This is a genomic window from Yeosuana sp., assembly GCF_057126245.1.
In genome coordinates, this window is record NZ_DBNGMQ010000090.1 from 1 (window position 1) to 18,243 (window position 18,243).

Here is an 18,243-nt window from a genome sequence, read left to right on the forward strand (position 1 = left end):
TTAGATTACTTTTACGTTTACTGCGTTCAGTCCTTTTTTGCCTTCTTGCAAATCGAATTCTACTGCATCACCTTCACGAATTTCATCGATTAATCCAGAAATGTGTACAAAATGTTCTTTGTTGTTGTCATCTTCAATGATGAATCCAAAACCTTTAGAATCGTTGAAGAATTTTACTGTACCTTTACTCATTGTTTAAATATTATAAAAATTAAGTCACAAAGATACAATAATTATTAAAACAAATACAAAAATTATATTTTTATTTTTATTTGTAATTAACGCAATATCAGTTTTTTAATAAGTTCTTTTCCTAACTCTTCATTAATTAAGTCAATTATTTTTTGTTTGCCGTAACTTAATTCTTCTCTTAGAACGCTAGAACTAAGTTGAACGTAAAGTGTATTTCGTTCTAATTGAACAGATGTTGTATATTGATTTACACCATTACCCATAAGCGAAGCCCAAGCATCGGCAACATTTACTTTGTTTAAACCTGATTCTAATTTATTAGTTTGAACAAATTCTTTTAAGGCTTCTGATATACTTATATGGTCATTGTTGCGCTTTGCCATTAGTTTAGGTTTATGGGTTTATAAGGTTTGTATAGATATACATTTCTATCCTTATTAATGATTTTTAATTGTGTTTCTGAAGCTGATAAAATAGTTTCTTTCCAATCTGAAAAATGGGTATTGTAGTAAATATTTAAACTGTCGTTTTCTATTTTAATAACAAATTGTTCTGAATCTTTTGAGGTTTTGAAAGTGCCATTTAATAATGGTTTTAACTTTTTTCTAAATCCTGTTAAACTGTCTGTAACACTAAAATAGTCAATATATTCATTATAATTATAATCATGTTCTTCACCAGAGGCCAAGTAAACTTTTTCAATTTCCCAGTATCCATCAATATGTTCTAAAAACGTTTCAGGATGTTTGTTGCAGCTACAAGTTATAAGAATAATTAAGATTAAAAAGAGATGTTTCATAAGGTTAAAGCTTAAATATTTCGTAAGATTGATGTGCTTGTTTAATAGCATTTTCGGTTCTATCTCCATGTGTGTCGCTTATAAAAATTTGTCCAAAATTTTCATTATCTACCAAAGATATAATTTGTGTAACACGTTGTTCGTCCAATTTATCAAAAATATCATCTAATAATAAAATAGGAATATCACCACTTTGCTTTTTAATAAAATCAAATTGGGCTAATTTAAGGGCAATTAAAAAGGATTTTTGCTGTCCTTGACTACCAAACTTTTTAATAGGATGTTCTTCAATATTAAAATGTAAATCATCTTTATGAATTCCTACACTTGTATATTGTAAGGCTTTGTCTTTGTTAATGACATTTTTTAAAAGCACGTCTAAATTAGTATCAAATAAATCACTTTGGTATACTAAATTTACAACTTCATTATTATTACTTATAGCTTTGTAACGTGCTTTAAAAACAGGAATAAATTCTTCTAAAAAAGCTTCTCGTTTTTTAAAAATATTTGTTCCATAATCCATTAACTGGCTATTGTAAATTTCTAGTGTATCCTTATTAAAGGTATGATTAAGTGCAAAATATTTTAATAATGCATTGCGCTGGCTTAAAATTTTGTTATAGTTAATTAAGTCTGTTAAATAGGCTTTGTCACTTTGTGAAATCACGCTATCAATAAATTTACGCCTTGTGTCACTACCTTCAATAATTAGATCTCTATCTGTGGGAGATATTATTACTAATGGCAAAAGACCAATGTGTTCACTAAATTTTTCATAAACTTTGCCATTGCGCTTGATTATTTTTTTTTGTCCTCGTTTTAGGCTAATAATAATTTTTTCAGAGTTATCATATTTTAGATAGTCACCATGTATAACAAAAAAATCTGTATCATGCTTAATGTTTTGTGTTGCAACCGGATTAAAATAACTTTTGCCAAATGATAAATGATAAATTGCATCAAGAATATTGGTTTTTCCAATACCATTGTTGCCAACAATACAGTTTATTTTGTCATTAAAGGTGAATACTTTACTATCAAAGTTTTTATAGTTGAGTAATGAAAGCGATTTTAAAATCATATAAAAAGTTACTTAAAGTCTTTTTAATGCTTTAGAAATAAAAGACTGTGCAAATTATTCAAAAATAACAAATAAATAACCTTTAAATTATGTAGAAAAATTATATTTTTGCCACGCATTAATAAAGAATATATGGCCACTTATAATAAAAGAGGATACAAACCAAAAAATAAAGGACAAAAAGAACACGATATTGAAACGGGTTCAAGAACTGCAGAGGTTTTTAATACGCTCGATGAATCTGCTTCAAAAACAGAAGCATTTGTAGAAAAGAATCAAAAATTCATTTTTATTATTATTGGAGTTGTTGCTGCAGTAGTTTTAGGGTATTTAGGGTATACTGAGTTTATTGCTAAACCGAAACAAGCTACAGCTATGAATGAAATGTTTCAAGCTCAAAAATATTTTGATGAGGCTGTAAATGGTGTTGAAAAAGATTCATTATTTAATTTAGCACTAAATGGCGGCGAAGGTAAATTCGGAATGCTTGATATTATTGATGAATATGGTGGAACTCCAGCAGCTAACTTAGCTAATTATTATGCCGGAACAGCATATTTAAAATTGAAAGATTATAAAAATGCCGTTTCTTATTTAAACGATTTTTCTAGTGATGATGAAGTCTTAGCACCACTGGCGAAAGGGAATATTGGAGATGCTTTTGTACAGTTAAATCAATTAGAAGATGCTTTAGATTATTACGAGCAAGCAGCACAAATGAGAGATAATGAGTACACCACACCTATGTACCTTTATAAAGCAGGAATAATTGCGTTAGAGTTAGATAAAGCAGATAAGGCATTAGGATATCTTGAAACAATTAAAGAAAAATATCCATCAGCTTCCGAAACAGCAATGGTAGAAGTGCTAATTGGAAAAGCAAAAGTATTGGCAAATAAATATTAATATGGCTACGGCAAATCATAATTTATCTACTTACGATAAAGCAACAATCCCAAACGCGAGTAAATTTCGGTTTGGGATTGTTGTTTCAGAGTGGAATCCATCTATTACAGAAGGGTTATATAATGGGGCTTATCAAACCTTAATAGAAAATGGGGTTTTGCCTAAGAATATTATTCGTTGGGATGTTCCAGGAAGCTTTGAGCTTATTTATGGTTGTAAAAAAATGCAAGAGCAAATGCTTAATGTAGTCATTGCTATTGGTAGCGTTATTAGGGGTGAGACTAAACATTTTGATTTTGTTTGCGAAGCTGTTTCTCAAGGTATTAAAGACCTTAACGTGATTCATGAAACACCTGTAATTTTTTGTGTTCTTACAGATAATACCATGCAACAAGCTATAGATCGTTCAGGTGGCATACATGGTAATAAAGGTACTGAAGCTGCCGTTGCAGCTATTAAAATGGCAGAATTGCGAAAAAATAGTTAGTTCGTTTTAGTTCTATTGCTCCATTCCCGATATCAAGTTTTATCTGTTTTTGTTAACAATTTTTGGCATTTGCTATTACTGATTCTATCTATTTTTAAGTATTTTTGAACAACATGCAAAAGCGCTGTTTTGTTTAAATCAAGAAAAAATAAGTCATTTAGTTATTCATCGAGATTTTCTGAGGATAAGAAAGTTAAAGGTAATCAAGAAGAAGCTTCTAATTATGAAGGCTTTAGTTCTAAATGGAGAAAACATCAAGGATTTAGTAGTAAAAAGCAAAAAAAAGGAATGTCTTTAATTGTCTTAGTTTTCGTTTTAGTTTTGCTACTGATTAGTATGTATATATTGGATATTAAGTTTAGGTAACTTAATATAATGTGTTATGGGAATATTCAAATTAAGAAAAAATAAAAGATTTAACTATACACCTCGTCATTTTGACGATAAAGGAGAAGGGAATCCATTTGAAATTAAACATAAGTTTGATGATTATAGAAAAACAGTTGGAGGTAATACAGGTTTGAAAGCCAAAATTAATAATGCTCTTGACGATTTAAAAAGTAATCCAGACCAAACGGCTAATAGGAGAATCATCTTTATAGTTTGTATACTCATTTTAATATTTCTTATTATTATTGATTTTGATTTGTCTATTTTCTTTTCAAAAAAATAAATGGCTGACATAATTCAACTATTACCGGATCACGTTGCAAATCAAATTGCGGCTGGAGAGGTCGTACAACGCCCTTCATCAGTTGTTAAGGAATTGTTGGAAAATGCTATTGATGCTGATGCAACGGTTATAAAACTCATTATTAAAGATGCTGGCAAAACTTTGGTTCAAGTTATTGATGATGGTAAAGGAATGAGCGCAACAGACGCCAGATTAAGTTTCGAGCGCCATGCCACGTCAAAAATTAGAAATGCTGATGATTTATTTCATTTGAATACAAAAGGGTTTCGCGGAGAAGCCTTAGCGAGTATTGCGGCTATTGCTCATGTTGAATTAAAAACCAAACAGGACCATGAAGAGTTAGGTACTTGTATTGTTATAGAAGGTAGTGATGTGACTGCTCAGGATGTTGTCGTAACACCTAAAGGAACGTCTTTGTCAGTAAAGAACTTATTTTTTAATATTCCAGCTAGGAGAAATTTTCTAAAATCAAACACAGTAGAATTACGTCATGTTATTGATGAGTTTCATAGAGTAGCCTTGGCACATCCTAATATTTCATTTGCCTTATATAATAATGGCAGTGAAACATTTAATTTGCCCGTTAGTAATTACAGACAACGTATTGTAAATATTTTTGGAAGTAAAACTAATGAAAAATTGGTACCTGTTTCAGAGGATACCGAAGTCCTTAAAATTTCGGGTTTTGTGGGTAAACCAGAATTTGCTAAGAAAACACGCGGTGAACAATATTTTTTTGTTAATGATAGGTTTATAAAAAGTGCCTATCTCAATCATGCTATAAGTTCTGCCTTTGATGGATTGCTAAAAAACGGATTTCACCCTAGTTATTTTTTAAACTTAAAAGTCAATCCCCAAAGTATTGATATCAACATTCATCCTACAAAAACTGAGATTAAGTTCGATGACGAACATACCCTATATGCATTGTTGCGTTCGGCTGTTAAACACAGTTTAGGACAGTTTAATATTGCACCTGTTTTAGACTTTGAGCGCGATCCTAATCTTGATACTCCTTACAATTACAACCAGAAAGAAAATAAGGGGCCTAGTATTGAAGTCGATAGGTCGTTTAACCCATTTCGGGAAGAGAGAAAATCATCTTCTAATTCAGGTTTTTATAAAAAGGAACCTACAACTAGTTGGGAAAGTCTATATGTTGGTTTAGAGTCAAAAGGCACTAAATCACAGCAAGATTTTAGTGAAGTACATTTTGAAAGTGTTAATAATACAGAATCATTATTTCGAGATGATAATCATCTAGACAATATTCAAACAACATATCAGCTCCATAATAAATATATTGTAAGCACTATAAAATCTGGTATGTTGTTAATAGATCAGCATCGCGCACATCAACGTATTTTATATGAAGACTTTTTAACAAATTTAACTGTGAAAGGCGCTTCCAGTCAACAGCTTTTATTTCCATTACAAATTCATTTTTCAATTCAAGAGATTGAAATTATAAAGCAGCTACAAGAAGACCTAGAATATACAGGTTTTGTATTTTCTAACGTAACTAATGAAACTATAGAAATTATAGGTGTCCCTATTGGTATTCCTGAAAGCGAAGTCTCTATTATTTTAGAACAATTGATCAGTGATGTAGAAAATGAAGTGCCTGATAGTAATTTTAGTGTTACAGACTTACTCGCAAAGTCTTTGGCAAAAAGTTTAGCCATTAAAAATGGTCAACCACTTAAAAAAAGTGAACAAGAACATTTAGTGAATAGATTGTTTGCTTGTAAAGAACCCAATGCGTCTCCTACTAATAGAACAACATTTGTGACGATGAGTGTAGATGAGTTGGATAAAAAATTTATTTAGTTATGATGAGAATTTCAGAAACCGTTAAACATTTATTAATTATTAACGCGATTATGTTTATTGGTACATTAGCCATAGGGAATGGAACCTTATTTTTTGATTTATTTGCTTTACACTTTCCTAAGAACCCAAACTTTGAATTCTGGCAAATTATAACACATATGTTTATGCATGGAGGTTTTATGCATATTTTATTTAACATGTTCGCTCTATGGATGTTTGGAACCCCTGTTGAGCAATATTTAGGAGGAAAAAAGTTTTTATTTATTTATATATCTGCAGGATTAGGCGCTGTGTCTTTACAGCTTGGTTATTATTATTTTAACTTTTTACCTTCGTATAGCAGCTTAGTTAGTTCAGGTATTAGTCCCGATGAAATAATTAAAATATTAACAAATAATCAAGTTACAAGCGGTGTTTCAAAAGCTCAATTTGCAGAGCTTCAAAATATATTTCCCATTTTTAACGCTTCTATGGTTGGAGCTTCTGGCTGTATTATGGGTATTTTAGTTGCTTTTGGAATGATGAATCCAGAAGCCAAATTGATGATGATTTTTTTACCAATTCCTATAAAAGCAAAATATTTTATCCCAGGTATTATTATATTAGATTTGATTTCTGGTATTACAGGACAATCATTTTTTAGTCCGAGTAATACAGCATATATGGCTCATGTTGGTGGCGCTTTAACAGGATTTATCATTATGTGGTATTGGAAAAAAACACAGTTTAACAAAAACCGTTGGTATTAATGTCTCTCACTCAAGATTTAAAAGATAAATTATCAAGACTTAATGTTTTAGAAAAAATTATTGCTGTTAACGTGGTAATTTTTTTATTAGGATTGTTATTGCAGTTAATTAATGGTTCTTTTCAACAATCAAGTTTAAGTTGGTTAGAGTTACCAAGTGATGTTTTTGATTTTATAATTAAACCATGGACTATTATTACCTATGCCTTTGCTCATTATGACTTTTTGCATTTGCTCTTTAATATGCTTTGGTTGTATGTTATTGGTCAAATGTTTTTAAATTTATTTGGCCCTAAACTAGCATTAAACGTTTATTTTTTAGGTGCTATTTTTGGTGGACTTTTATTTATACTTTGCTATAATTTATTTCCACAGGTGTTTATGACTGGAAATAGATTGGTTGGCGCTTCTGCAGCCGTTAGATCGTTATTAATTTTTTTATGTGCCTATTTACCAACTAAAGAAATAAGATTTTTTACCTTTAATTTAAAACTTTGGTATTTTGGATTGGCTATTGTCATTATTGATGTTTTGGGACTTTTTGGTAATAATGCCGGGGGTAATTTGGCACATATTGGTGGTGCTGCACTTGGCTATTTTTATGCCATTCAATTACGAAAAGGGACTGATATTGGTAAGGGTTTTGAGCGTTTTATCGATTGGGTTATAAGCCTCTTTAAAGTAACAAAAAAATCACCTTTAAAAACGGTTCATAAAAATAAATCTAAAGTTGGCGGTTATTCAAAAACAGATTTTGATGCCCTTAATAATCAAAAGAAGATAGATGTTATTTTAGATAAAATAAGTAAAAGCGGTTACGACAGTTTGACTTCCGAAGAGAAAGAATTTTTATTTAAAGCAGGTAAATAGCAGGAATGAAGAAACTGTCTTTTTTTGATAAACTCATATTTGTTGTTAATGCCATAGCAGCAACTCTACTTCTTTTGTCTTATATATTGCCTTATGTTCCGCCGAAAACATTTTTATTTTTATCGGTTCTAGGCCTAGGAGTGCCTTTGTTAACATTGCTTAATGTTTTGTTTTTTGTTTATTGGCTTTTAAAAATTAAAAAGCAATTGCTTTTGTCTTTAATGGTTCTTATTGTGGGTTATATTTTTTATGGTTCATTATATAAGTTTTCTTTGGTAAAAGAGATAAATAAAAATGAGGATATTAAGGTGATGAATTTTAATGTAAGATTATTTAACCTTTACAATTGGATTGAAGAAACGGATATCGATTTTAAGATTATGAATTTTTTAAAATCTCAATCACCCGATATTTTGTGTATTCAAGAATATCATCCAGATTCAAATGTGGATTTATCATTTTTTAAATATCGTTATGATAAACTGTCTGGAAAGTTGATCAAACATGGCCAAGTCATTTTATCTCAATATCCCATTATTAATTCGGGTTCTGTCGAGTTTCCAAATACCGCTAATAATGCTATTTATGCAGATGTTGTAAAGGGTAGAGATACCTTCAGGATTTACAACATTCATTTGGAGTCTTTAAGAATTGATACGGATGCCGAAAAACTTAAAGAGGAAGGATCAGAACGTCTTTTTAAGCAGGCAGGAACTACTTTTAAAAGACAACAATTTCAATCTGAATTATTTCTTTTACATAAAAAAAAGTGCAAGTATAAAATGATTATTTGCGGTGATTTTAATAATACGGCTTATTCTTATGTGTATAGAAACATAAAAGGCGATTTAATAGATACGTTTAAAGAGGCAGGTAGTGGCTTTGGAAGAACCTACGATTTTAAGTTTTTTCCCGTTAGAATCGATTTTATTTTTGCTGATGAAGCTTTTACTGTTAATACTTTTAAAACATTTGACGAGCATCTTTCAGATCATTATCCAATTATGACGTCTTTAGGATTAGAAGAGTAGATTTCGATTTATATCAAAGAGCAATCAACGATATCTGAGATGATATGAATGACTAAACCCAAGGCTACTAAACGGGTTTTCTTCGGAATTAAAAGCACCACATAAATTCCAATAGAAAGATATGAATGTAAGGGATGAAAATTGATACTGCACCTATTTGGATCAAAAACAGGATTTGCCAGTAAATGATCGATATCAATCCATAGCCCTGAAAGCATAATTAAAAACGCCATCACCCACATTTTTCTATACGCAACCAATGCAACTAAAAGTGGCAGAATCAAATGACAACTATAATGAATTATTGTTTGAAGCATTAATGGGTGCTTATGGTTTGCGATTCCAAATAAGTAATAGCATTTGTACCCTCATTAAATAGTAAATCTAAGATGCTAAGATTGTTTATAAAGCCATGTTTATTGCTAAATACTTGTGTGTAATTTTCAAATTGCGGACTTTGACTTTTAGCATTTACTAAATATCTAAAATCTTGCTTATTATCAACAATCTTTTGGTAAGTCGCTGTTTTCGATTGGTTTATATCCAATTGTAAACAGTCACAAATTATCTCAAAACATTTTAAATTAAAGTCGAGTATAAAATTGGTTTTCATTTCGAATAAAGGTTGTAATTCATCTTTATAAAACTCAAAAAAAGGTGAGGTGCTATAGGCCGAAATTAACGATTTCCAATGAAGTAATTGCCAATTTGTATCTTGAGCTATTTTCACATCACGGTATTTCTGACGATTTTTCTGTGTGTGAATTACAGGAATGTTCAAGAGCAACTTTCCGTTAGAAGCATAAATATAGGTTCTACTTCGGAAGGTTTGCTTTAGGAAATTATCATCCATCTCAAACGTAACCTCTTTGGCTTTTACAATAGCTGTAAAATGAGCAATATTAGGAAAGTATATAGGATGTATTAAGATGTTCATATACTAATTAATATATCACAACTTACTTTCTCTTCAGAAAATAGTTTATGTGTTTTCTTTCTTGCGTTTACGCCATTTATTAAAACCTGTCCATCCAATAAGCACCACTAAAAACGGAATTAAATACGATACAGGTTGCCCACCGCCTCCAACGGTTGTGAACAATCGGTCCCATCTAATTTTATCAAAGCCAGTTCCATTGGTATTCCAGCTCATCCAAATAAACACTGGTTTACCAACAACGTGGTCAAAAGGCACAAATCCCCAAACCCTAGCATCTTGTGAGTTATGGCGGTTATCACCCATCATCCAATAGTAATCTTTTTTAAAGGTATAGGTTGAAGTGACTTCACCATTAATTAAAATTTGATTGCCTTGAACCTCTAAAGTGTTACCCTCATAAGCTGTTAGAGCGCGTTTGTAAAGCGGTAAATTATTTAAATTAATATCTATAGTTTTCCCAGCTTTAGGTATGTAAAGTGGACCAAAAAAATCATTATTCCAATTGTATTCAGGGTTATTTGGAAAAATATTAGAATTCCTAACGCCTTTTTCTTCTTTTAAAGGTTTAATACTTTTAATATTTGGATGATTTTTGAATCTGGATAAATCTTCATCTGTAATTGCAGGAAAATAACTTACAGATCTATCTTGATTGTACTGAGGAAAATCGGTGATATTATATCTATTAGCCAATTGATAGTTGTTAAATGCCCCATTTTTTGTTTCAATCATATAAGAAAACTGAAGTTTGGCGCGTTCAGGTAATTCATTTTGTTTTCCATTAATGTACACAAAACCATCTCTAACTTCAAGTGAATCTCCCGGAAGCCCAACACAGCGTTTTACATAATTGGTTTTTTTGTCAATAGGTTTGTAGTAAAACTTATCTGTATGTCTCATGTCTAACATCGTATCAACAGGCCAGTTAAAAACAACAATATCATTATGTTTTATCTTTTGAAAACCAGGAATTCTCAAATAGGGTAACTCATATTTTGAAGAATAAGATTTTATATTTAAAACAGGAATGGTATCATGTACCATAGGCGCTGCAATGGTTGTCATTGGCACTCTAGCTCCATAATGAAATTTGCTAACAAACAAGAAATCGCCAACTAATAATGTTTTTTCTAATGATGACGTTGGTATGGTAAATGGTTGTATAAAATAGGTATGCACAATAGTCGCCGCTACAATAGCAAATAAAATAGAACTTATCCAGTCTCCTAAACCAGTTTTTGGATGTAAACTCCTGTCTTTAAGATGGGTTACATCGGTTGCATAATTTAAATAGTAATTATAAAAACCAAGTGTAATAACTTCTAGAATAGTATCTGCATTAGAATTTTTACCAAAACTTCTGGCAGTTTCTACCCAAATAACAGCAAACATAATAAGGTTTACAATAGGTAGAAATAATAGAAAAGTCCACCACCAAGGTCTATTTATTATTTTCATTAAAATAACAGCATTATAAACTGGTATAAATGCTTCCCATGCCTGTCTACCAGCTTTTACATATAATTTCCAGGTTCCTAAACCATGAATTCCTTGAATAATCAAGAAAAAAATAAACCATTGCATTAGAGTCATAATTATAATTTTTATTGTTAGAGGTTTTTAGTTTTTAAACGTTACACGATTAAAAGCTCTTAACCAATATTTAACACATCATTCATTGTGAAAACGCCTGTTTTGCCATGAATCCATTCAGCAGCGATTACAGCTCCAAGGGCAAACCCTTGTCTGTTATGAGCAATATGATCTATAGTAATCGTATCTACTTCGCTTTTGTAAGTAATCGTATGTGTTCCTGGAACATCTTCAATGCGTTTTGCTGTAATATTTATAGTGTTTTCAGTACGTTCATTAAGTTTCCATTCGTTATAACTTGAATGTTCAATAATAATATCGTTTGCTAATGATATTGCTGTTCCGCTCGGTGCATCTAATTTTTGTGTATGATGTATTTCTTCTATACTCACATTATATTGTTTTAGTTGGCTCATCATTCTCGCTAAAGTTTTATTGAGTTCAAAGAAAATGTTAACTCCTAAACTAAAATTGGATGCATATATAAAAGCGCCTTGTTTTTCTTTACAAAGCGTAACGGCATTTTTATAATTTTCTAACCAGCCAGTAGTTCCTGAAATAACAGGAACGTTATTGTTTAAACAGTTTGATATATTGTTAAAAGCAACTGTTGGAATGCTAAAGTCTATAGCAACGTCTGCTTTTGTGATATCATAATCATGATCACCTTTGTCTATTTTAAGAACAATGTTGTGACCGCGTTCAATTGCTGTTTTTTCAATGGTTTTCCCCATTTTTCCGTAACCAAGTAAAGCAATATTCATTCTTACTGTTTTTAAAATTTAAAATTTAATGTTAGTCCGAGATCACTTTTAGCATCAAATTCGTTGACTTTGAAATGAGGTGATAAGGATAAATTTTCATCAATATTATATTGAAGAAGATGTGCATCAACATTGGCATCTATAATATTAAGCGCATAAATACCGATGGTTACTAAAAGTGATACTTCTTTATTTTTTCTGTAAAATTTTTGACCTCGTTGTAAGCCGTCTAAAGTAACTCGATCAATAAACTCATCATCTTCAAATCCGGCCAATCTTCTTTTATAAGCATCTCTATATCGGTTATAGTTTTTATTATTTGTTGTATAAAAATAAATTCCAGTACCTAATGCCCCATATACTAGAGGTATTTTCCAATACTTTTTATTGTAGGCTTGTCCTAAGCCTGGTAAGATAGCTGAATAAAAGGCAGCTTTAGCAGGAGATAGCGGGTTAATAGGTTCTGCAACCTTTGTGGTTTCTTCAACAATTAATGTATCAGTATCTACTTTCTTTATTTTTTCATTGTCTTGTCCAAATATTGAAAAGCAAAACAAAAAACAGATAGCATTAATTATAAAGAATTTATTTAGCACGTTCAACTAATTTTTTAAGACGATTAAAATCCTCTTCAGAATGGAAAGGAATTGTAATCTTTCCTTTTCCATTATTAGAAACTTTAACGTCTATTTTATGCCCAAAGTATTCTGAAAATTCTTTTATTCCATTTTGAATGTATTCCGGAACTTTAGTTTTAGTGTCAGCCTTTTTAGTGGTAGCAAAACTTTCAGGATTATTAAAATTTCTTACTAGTTCTTCAGTATCTCTTACGGAAAGTTTTTTTGATAAAATATTTTCGTAAATATCGAGTTGCGTGGCGTAGTCTTCAATGGTAATAATAGCACGACCATGACCCATAGATATAAAACCATCACGCATACCTGTTTGTATAATTGGGTCTAGTTTTAATAATCGTAAATAGTTGGATATGGTAGATCTTTTTTTACCAACGCGCTCACTCATTTGCTCTTGAGTAAGATTAATTTCATCAATTAACCGTTGGTAAGAAAGTGCAATTTCAATAGGATCTAAATCTTGACGTTGGATATTTTCAACCAAGGCCATTTCTAAAGATTCTTGATCGTTGGCAATTCTGATGTAAGACGGAATCGTTTCAAGACCAATAAGTTTGGATGCTCTAAAACGGCGTTCGCCAGATACTAATTGATAACTATTGAAGTCTAATTTCCTAACGGTTATTGGCTGAATAACACCAAGTTCTTTTATAGAAGATGCTAATTCACGTAAAGTTTCCTCATTAAAATTGGTTCTAGGCTGAAAAGGATTCACCTCTATAGAATCAATATCTAGCTCAACAATATTACCAATAACTTTATCGGCATTCTTATCTTGTACAGATTGTATGTCGTTACTAGGGTCTTTTAATAGTGCTGACAAGCCTCTTCCTAAAGCTTGCTTCTTCGTTGCTTTAGCCATATTTTAAGAGTTTTTATTGATAATTTCTTTTGCCAAACTTAAGTAATTAGTTGCACCTTTACTACTGGCATCATATTTTATTATATTCTCACCGTAACTAGGCGCTTCGCTTAAGCGCACATTTCGTTGTATAATGGTTTGAAAAACCATATTATTAAAATGTTTTTGAACTTCTTCAACTACTTGATTAGACAATCTTAGTCTTGAATCGTACATGGTTAATAATAAGCCTTCAATATCTAATTCCGGATTATGGATTTTTTGAACACTTTTTATAGTGTTTAAAAGTTTTCCTAAACCCTCTAAAGCAAAATATTCACATTGTATAGGAATGATGACGGCATCAGCAGCCGTTAAAGCGTTTAAGGTAAGCAAACCTAAAGAAGGAGCACAATCTATTAAAATATAGTCGTACTCATTTTTAATATCTGCCAGCGCTGTTTTTAGCATATATTCTCTTTTGTCTTTGTCAACCAGTTCAATTTCAATAGCCACTAAGTCAATGTGCGAAGGAATAATATCTAAATTAGGGGTGTCAGTAGGTATGATAGCTTCTTTAGCAGTATTTGAATGTTCTAAAAGTTGATAAGTTCCTACTTCAACAGTCTCAACATTAATTCCTAATCCGGATGTTGCATTTGCTTGAGGGTCAGCATCTATTAGTAAAACTTTTTTTTCAAGAACTCCAAGAGAAGCTGCCAAATTTATTGATGTAGTTGTTTTCCCAACTCCACCTTTTTGGTTAGCAATTGCAATGATTTTACCCATTAATAATTTGGTTTTATGAACGGTAAAAATACAATTATTTACGAGTAATAAAAACCCAAATTGTTAACATTAATTTAGTTTTGTCGAAAAAGGAAATTTTTTAATAAACTATTTTTTTAGGTAAAAGGCCAATATTTAATAATATCATTACTACTTAAAGTTTATTGTGATGTTATTTAATTCTTTACTTTAAATACTTTTTCTAAAATCGTATCCATCAAACACCACTTCGTTAATGATGATTGTAATAAATTGGCCCCTACAAAGGCTGTAAACCAAAGCCAATTTATATTTACATAAATGGCAAGTAATAAACTTATTAATATAAATGTTCCTGCAATACCTCTAACAATTCTGTTTTTCATGTGTTTTATTTTATTGTTTTTCAATGGTCACATGCTGTTCGCTATTAATTATTTTTTTGGTGATAAGCTTTTTAGCACGATCATTTCATAATATGATACTTTTAGTTTGATTTTTCTATGTTCATGACAGCCACATGAATATGTGACTTTGTTTTTTGACTGTTATTAAAATCAGTAATTAATTCAAATAATAAATCTACGTTTTCTTTTTTTACAAAGGCGTAAAATAGAATAGATTCTGTTTGATTCATTTCACTTGAAAACCAATTAGTTTCAATAGCATCTTCAGTACTGTCTCTATATCCTGTAACGTCTCTAAATGAGAATGTCTTTACATTGGCTTTTTTAAGGTGTAATTTGATATCTTTTTCAAATTCTCTAATGGCAGTAATAATAACTAGTTTCATTTGTTAAGTTTTTAGTTTTCCCATTTTTTGCGTTCAGTAATATAATATATTAGCGGTACTACAATCAATGTTAGAATTGTTGAAACAATAGCTCCTGCAACCAAAGAAATGGCTAACCCTTGAAATATTGGATCAAATAAAATAATAGAAGCCCCAATTACAACGGCGCCAGTGGTTAATAGGATTGGTGTTGTTCTTACGGCTCCAGCATCAATAATAGCTTGTTTAATTGGAATACCATCATTTAATCTAATTTCAATAAAATCAATTAAAAGCACTGAGTTTCTTACCATAACACCAGCCAAAGCAATCATTCCAATAAACGAAGTTGCCGTAAAGAAAGCGCCTAAAATCCAGTGACCAAGAACAATGCCTACTAACGATAACGGTATAGCAACCATCATTACCAAAGGTGTTTTAAAGTTTTGAAACCACCCTACAATAAGCATATAAATAATGACGATAACTATTAAAAAGGCGGTTCCTAAATCTCGGAATACTTCTAAAGTAATTTGCCACTCACCATCCCATTTCACCGTGAAATCGGTTTCTTCTGTCGGGGCGCCCAAGTACAATTCGTTAATTTCATAGCCTTTAGGAAGTTTTATATTTTTAAGTTTTTCATTCATTCCTAAAATAGCATAAACAGGACTTTCAAGCACACCAGCCATGTCGGCAAGAACATAAACTACACGTTTTTGGTCTTTTCGATAAATAGTATGTTCTAGAGTTTCTTTCTTAATAGTCACTAAATCACTAACAGAAACCATATTGCCATTATTGCCTTTTATTTTTAAATTTTGAATATCATTAAGGGATGTTATGTCTTTATCATCTAAGGCCAATACAATACTTACATTGTCATTTGAGGTTTCATCATATAAATTTGCAACAGGAAACTCTCTCAGTAAATAGGTTAAATTTCCAACCACTTGTTGGGGTGCAATACCGTTAAGCATGGCTTTCTCTTTATCTATTTCTAATTTGTATTCAATTTGATTAGCTTCTACCATCCAATCGGTATCAACAACATCTACGGTATTTTCTAAGATGTTTTTTACCTGATTTGCAACTTTAATTTGCTCATTGTAATCTGGACCTCCATAAACTTCGGCAACTAAAGTTGAAAGTACTGGTGGTCCCGGCGGAACTTCAACAATTTTTACATTGGCGCCATACTTTTTAGCAATTTTTTGAATATTAGGACGTACAATTTTAGCAATATCATGACTCTGCAAGTTTCTATCACCTTTATGTAAAAGGTTTACTTGTATATCGGCCACGTTACTGCCACCGCGTAAATCGTAATGACGTACTAAACCATTAAATGTTATAGGAGCAGAATCTCCAATATAGTTTTGGTAATCTACGACTTCGGGAATGGTAGTTAAGTATTGTGATATCTCTTTAGTAACTACAGCAGTTCGTTCTAAGGTAGTGCCTTCGGGCATATCAATCACCACTTGAAACTCATTTTTATTATCAAACGGTAACATTTTTACAGTCACCGATTTTGTAAAGAACATTAAGACAGAGCCTAAAAGTAAAACGATGGTAATGATAAACATGATGTTACGTTTTTTAGAACTATCTAAAAAGGGCTGTTCAATTTTTTTGTAAACTTTGTAGATTTTACTTGTTTCTAAACCTTCCTCTTCCTTGTGGGCTTGGGTATCTTTTTCTTGTAATAAGTGGTAACCCAAATAAGGCGTCACTGTCAAGGCAACAAATAATGACAAGATCATAGCAATAGAGGCGCCAATGGGCATGGGACTCATATAAGGCCCCATCATCCCAGAAACAAATGCCATAGGTAATATGGCAGCGATTACGGTAAAAGTTGCTAAAATAGTTGGGTTACCTACTTCATTAATGGCATAAATGGCAGCTTGTTTAAACGGTAAGCGCTTCATTTTAAAATGCCTATGCATATTTTCGGCTATAATAATACTGTCATCTACTACAATACCAACGACAAATACTAGAGCAAACAACGTAATTCTATTTAGGGTATAGCCTAACATATAATAAGCAAATAGAGTTAAGGCAAAGGTTAACGGTACAGAGAAGAATACCACTAATCCTCCACGCCATCCCATAGCAAGCATCACTAAAATGGTTACTGCTAATATGGCAACACCTAAATGCAAAAGTAATTCGCCTACTTTATCAGATGCTGTTTCTCCATAATTTCTGGTAACATTAATATGAACATCACTTGGAATTAGGGTTGCTTTTAATCTATCAACATGGGTTAATATCTTTTCAGATATTTTCATGGCATCAGCACCTTTTACTTTTGAAACAGAAATAGTAACCGCTGGATAATCTGATTTGTAGTCTTTAAAATCCTCATTGGCTTTTCCAAAGCCAAAAGACACATAGGTTTTTGGTGACGATGGACCGTCTTGAATTGTAGCTACCTGTTTTAAATAAACGGGCAGGTTTTGATTCACACCGATCACTAAATTTTCAACATCTTTAGCTGTTTCTAAAAAACGTCCGGTTGTAATCAAATATTCAGTATCGTTATTTATAAAACTTCCAGATTGAGAGCTACTATTGTTGGCTTTAATCATCTGCATAATTCCCAATGCATCAACACTATTTCCAGTCATTTTATCTTTATCAAGAATGACTTTTAATTCTCTGTTTCTTCCGCCAATCACTTTTGTGATAGACACATCTTTTACTTTTTCAATTTCAGATGTTAACTCTTCTGCAATTTGACGTAATTGATAGTCGTCATAGTTTTCGCTCCAAAGTGTTAAGCCAAGCATAGGGACATCATCAATAGAGCGCGTTTTAATGATGGGTTTATAAACACCTTCTGGAAACATGTTTTCATGCTTCATCAACTCATCATATAACTTTACATAAGAGCGTTCGGTATCTTCACCAACATAAAACTGAACCACCATAACAGCTTGGCCATTCATGGCCATACTATGAACGTGTTCAACGCCTTTAATGTTTGATATGATTTTTTCTAAAGGTTTTACAACCCTGTTTTCAACCTCGGTTGGATTTGCGCCTGGGTAACCAACCATCACGTCGGCCATCGGGACATTTATTTGTGGTTCTTCTTCTCTTGGTATAAGAAATGAACTGTATACACCAATGGCCATCAGGCCAATCATCAGTAAAATAGTTAGTTTTGAATTGATGAAAAAATGGGCAATTTTACCTGAAATTCCTTCTTGCATGGTTTTGTATTTTTTTTTGGCGTTTTAACAGGCTATCCGCTGTATCTTTTTTGATTTGG

General features: G+C 31.6%; 21 protein-coding genes. 7 read left to right on the forward strand and 14 right to left on the reverse strand.

What is annotated here, in order from left to right:
• The 4 genes from AC15TD_RS12540 to recF form a co-directional block, all read right to left on the reverse strand.
• Positions 1 to 192: a cold-shock protein gene (locus tag AC15TD_RS12540; RefSeq protein ID WP_303304059.1), complete on the reverse strand. Its 192-nt coding sequence runs from the start codon at positions 190 to 192 to the stop codon at positions 1 to 3.
• 86 nt (positions 193 to 278) lie between these two features.
• Positions 279 to 575: a DciA family protein gene (locus AC15TD_RS12545; RefSeq protein WP_484452497.1), complete on the reverse strand. Its 297-nt coding sequence runs from the start codon at positions 573 to 575 to the stop codon at positions 279 to 281.
• Positions 575 to 991, reverse strand: a complete 417-nt coding sequence (locus AC15TD_RS12550) for a lipocalin family protein (RefSeq protein WP_484452498.1) — start codon at positions 989 to 991, stop codon at positions 575 to 577. The genes AC15TD_RS12545 and AC15TD_RS12550 overlap by 1 nt, the downstream gene beginning before the upstream one ends.
• A 4-nt stretch (positions 992 to 995) precedes the next feature.
• Positions 996 to 2,075 carry a DNA replication/repair protein RecF gene (gene recF, locus AC15TD_RS12555; RefSeq protein WP_484452499.1) on the reverse strand — a complete coding sequence of 360 codons (1,080 nt, stop codon included), beginning with the start codon at positions 2,073 to 2,075 and terminating at the stop codon, positions 996 to 998.
• Between the two features lie 132 nt (positions 2,076 to 2,207).
• Here recF and AC15TD_RS12560 point away from each other — a divergent pair, with 132 nt between their 5' ends.
• The 7 genes from AC15TD_RS12560 (at position 2,208) to AC15TD_RS12590 (ending at position 8,644) form a co-directional block, all read left to right on the forward strand.
• Positions 2,208 to 2,981: a tetratricopeptide repeat protein gene (locus AC15TD_RS12560; protein WP_484452554.1), complete on the forward strand. Its 774-nt coding sequence runs from the start codon at positions 2,208 to 2,210 to the stop codon at positions 2,979 to 2,981.
• Position 2,982: 1 nt separating this feature from the next.
• Complete coding sequence (gene ribH / locus AC15TD_RS12565) at positions 2,983 to 3,468, forward strand: 6,7-dimethyl-8-ribityllumazine synthase (protein ID WP_484452500.1); 486 nt, start codon at positions 2,983 to 2,985, stop codon at positions 3,466 to 3,468.
• 382 nt (positions 3,469 to 3,850) lie between these two features.
• Positions 3,851 to 4,141 carry a riboflavin synthase subunit beta gene (locus AC15TD_RS12570; protein WP_484452501.1) on the forward strand — a complete coding sequence of 97 codons (291 nt, stop codon included), beginning with the start codon at positions 3,851 to 3,853 and terminating at the stop codon, positions 4,139 to 4,141.
• On the forward strand, positions 4,142 to 5,992 hold the full coding sequence (mutL, locus tag AC15TD_RS12575; RefSeq protein ID WP_484452502.1) for a DNA mismatch repair endonuclease MutL: 1,851 nt from the start codon (positions 4,142 to 4,144) through the stop codon (positions 5,990 to 5,992).
• A gap of 2 nt (positions 5,993 to 5,994) precedes the next feature.
• Positions 5,995 to 6,744: a rhomboid family intramembrane serine protease gene (locus AC15TD_RS12580; protein WP_484452503.1), complete on the forward strand. Its 750-nt coding sequence runs from the start codon at positions 5,995 to 5,997 to the stop codon at positions 6,742 to 6,744.
• Positions 6,744 to 7,613: a rhomboid family intramembrane serine protease gene (locus AC15TD_RS12585; RefSeq protein ID WP_484452504.1), complete on the forward strand. Its 870-nt coding sequence runs from the start codon at positions 6,744 to 6,746 to the stop codon at positions 7,611 to 7,613. Before AC15TD_RS12580 ends, AC15TD_RS12585 begins: the two co-directional genes overlap by 1 nt.
• 5 nt (positions 7,614 to 7,618) lie before the next feature.
• Positions 7,619 to 8,644 carry an endonuclease/exonuclease/phosphatase family protein gene (locus AC15TD_RS12590; protein ID WP_484452505.1) on the forward strand — a complete coding sequence of 342 codons (1,026 nt, stop codon included), beginning with the start codon at positions 7,619 to 7,621 and terminating at the stop codon, positions 8,642 to 8,644.
• An 8-nt stretch (positions 8,645 to 8,652) separates the two neighbouring features.
• Here the strand turns inward: AC15TD_RS12590 and AC15TD_RS12595 are convergent, their stop codons facing one another.
• From AC15TD_RS12595 to AC15TD_RS12640, 10 genes are all read right to left on the reverse strand, one after another.
• The gene (locus tag AC15TD_RS12595; protein ID WP_484452506.1) at positions 8,653 to 8,961 is read right to left on the reverse strand and encodes a DUF6122 family protein; all 309 of its coding nucleotides are present in this window, start codon (positions 8,959 to 8,961) and stop codon (positions 8,653 to 8,655) included.
• Positions 8,961 to 9,581, reverse strand: a complete 621-nt coding sequence (locus AC15TD_RS12600) for a WbqC family protein (RefSeq protein WP_484452507.1) — start codon at positions 9,579 to 9,581, stop codon at positions 8,961 to 8,963. Before AC15TD_RS12600 ends, AC15TD_RS12595 begins: the two co-directional genes overlap by 1 nt.
• Before the next feature lie 45 nt (positions 9,582 to 9,626).
• Positions 9,627 to 11,177 carry a signal peptidase I gene (gene lepB, locus AC15TD_RS12605; protein ID WP_484452508.1) on the reverse strand — a complete coding sequence of 517 codons (1,551 nt, stop codon included), beginning with the start codon at positions 11,175 to 11,177 and terminating at the stop codon, positions 9,627 to 9,629.
• A gap of 59 nt (positions 11,178 to 11,236) precedes the next feature.
• Complete coding sequence (gene dapB / locus AC15TD_RS12610) at positions 11,237 to 11,941, reverse strand: 4-hydroxy-tetrahydrodipicolinate reductase (protein WP_484452509.1); 705 nt, start codon at positions 11,939 to 11,941, stop codon at positions 11,237 to 11,239.
• A gap of 11 nt (positions 11,942 to 11,952) precedes the next feature.
• Positions 11,953 to 12,537, reverse strand: coding sequence for a DUF5683 domain-containing protein (locus tag AC15TD_RS12615; RefSeq protein WP_484452510.1), 585 nt, complete (start codon positions 12,535 to 12,537; stop codon positions 11,953 to 11,955).
• Entirely contained in the window at positions 12,527 to 13,438 is a 912-nt protein-coding gene (locus AC15TD_RS12620) for a ParB/RepB/Spo0J family partition protein (RefSeq protein ID WP_484452511.1), read from the reverse strand. Before AC15TD_RS12620 ends, AC15TD_RS12615 begins: the two co-directional genes overlap by 11 nt.
• Positions 13,439 to 13,441: 3 nt before the next feature.
• Positions 13,442 to 14,206 carry a ParA family protein gene (locus AC15TD_RS12625; protein ID WP_484452512.1) on the reverse strand — a complete coding sequence of 255 codons (765 nt, stop codon included), beginning with the start codon at positions 14,204 to 14,206 and terminating at the stop codon, positions 13,442 to 13,444.
• Positions 14,207 to 14,382: 176 nt separating this feature from the next.
• On the reverse strand, positions 14,383 to 14,571 hold the full coding sequence (locus tag AC15TD_RS12630; protein WP_484452513.1) for a YgaP family membrane protein: 189 nt from the start codon (positions 14,569 to 14,571) through the stop codon (positions 14,383 to 14,385).
• 101 nt (positions 14,572 to 14,672) lie between these two features.
• Entirely contained in the window at positions 14,673 to 14,978 is a 306-nt protein-coding gene (locus AC15TD_RS12635; RefSeq protein WP_484452514.1) for a hypothetical protein, read from the reverse strand.
• Between the two features lie 11 nt (positions 14,979 to 14,989).
• On the reverse strand, positions 14,990 to 18,184 hold the full coding sequence (locus tag AC15TD_RS12640; protein ID WP_484452515.1) for an efflux RND transporter permease subunit: 3,195 nt from the start codon (positions 18,182 to 18,184) through the stop codon (positions 14,990 to 14,992).
• Positions 18,185 to 18,243 lie beyond the last annotated feature (59 nt).

What these genes read in the sequence shown, in the direction of transcription:
- AC15TD_RS12620 (WP_484452511.1), bottom strand. Translation starts at nt 13,438, where the DNA reads ATGGCTAAAGCAACGAAGAAGCAAGCTTTAGGAAGAGGCTTGTCAGCA.
- recF (WP_484452499.1), bottom strand. Translation starts at nt 2,075, where the DNA reads ATGATTTTAAAATCGCTTTCATTACTCAACTATAAAAACTTTGATAGT.
- AC15TD_RS12640 (WP_484452515.1), bottom strand. Translation starts at nt 18,184, where the DNA reads ATGCAAGAAGGAATTTCAGGTAAAATTGCCCATTTTTTCATCAATTCA.
- AC15TD_RS12570 (WP_484452501.1), top strand. Translation starts at nt 3,851, where the DNA reads ATGGGAATATTCAAATTAAGAAAAAATAAAAGATTTAACTATACACCT.
- AC15TD_RS12540 (WP_303304059.1), bottom strand. Translation starts at nt 192, where the DNA reads ATGAGTAAAGGTACAGTAAAATTCTTCAACGATTCTAAAGGTTTTGGA.
- AC15TD_RS12600 (WP_484452507.1), bottom strand. Translation starts at nt 9,581, where the DNA reads ATGAACATCTTAATACATCCTATATACTTTCCTAATATTGCTCATTTT.
- AC15TD_RS12550 (WP_484452498.1), bottom strand. Translation starts at nt 991, where the DNA reads ATGAAACATCTCTTTTTAATCTTAATTATTCTTATAACTTGTAGCTGC.
- AC15TD_RS12590 (WP_484452505.1), top strand. Translation starts at nt 7,619, where the DNA reads ATGAAGAAACTGTCTTTTTTTGATAAACTCATATTTGTTGTTAATGCC.
- AC15TD_RS12545 (WP_484452497.1), bottom strand. Translation starts at nt 575, where the DNA reads ATGGCAAAGCGCAACAATGACCATATAAGTATATCAGAAGCCTTAAAA.
- mutL (WP_484452502.1), top strand. Translation starts at nt 4,142, where the DNA reads ATGGCTGACATAATTCAACTATTACCGGATCACGTTGCAAATCAAATT.
- AC15TD_RS12560 (WP_484452554.1), top strand. Translation starts at nt 2,208, where the DNA reads ATGGCCACTTATAATAAAAGAGGATACAAACCAAAAAATAAAGGACAA.
- lepB (WP_484452508.1), bottom strand. Translation starts at nt 11,177, where the DNA reads ATGACTCTAATGCAATGGTTTATTTTTTTCTTGATTATTCAAGGAATT.
- AC15TD_RS12630 (WP_484452513.1), bottom strand. Translation starts at nt 14,571, where the DNA reads ATGAAAAACAGAATTGTTAGAGGTATTGCAGGAACATTTATATTAATA.
- AC15TD_RS12580 (WP_484452503.1), top strand. Translation starts at nt 5,995, where the DNA reads ATGATGAGAATTTCAGAAACCGTTAAACATTTATTAATTATTAACGCG.
- AC15TD_RS12595 (WP_484452506.1), bottom strand. Translation starts at nt 8,961, where the DNA reads ATGCTTCAAACAATAATTCATTATAGTTGTCATTTGATTCTGCCACTT.
- AC15TD_RS12585 (WP_484452504.1), top strand. Translation starts at nt 6,744, where the DNA reads ATGTCTCTCACTCAAGATTTAAAAGATAAATTATCAAGACTTAATGTT.
- dapB (WP_484452509.1), bottom strand. Translation starts at nt 11,941, where the DNA reads ATGAATATTGCTTTACTTGGTTACGGAAAAATGGGGAAAACCATTGAA.
- AC15TD_RS12635 (WP_484452514.1), bottom strand. Translation starts at nt 14,978, where the DNA reads ATGAAACTAGTTATTATTACTGCCATTAGAGAATTTGAAAAAGATATC.
- ribH (WP_484452500.1), top strand. Translation starts at nt 2,983, where the DNA reads ATGGCTACGGCAAATCATAATTTATCTACTTACGATAAAGCAACAATC.
- AC15TD_RS12625 (WP_484452512.1), bottom strand. Translation starts at nt 14,206, where the DNA reads ATGGGTAAAATCATTGCAATTGCTAACCAAAAAGGTGGAGTTGGGAAA.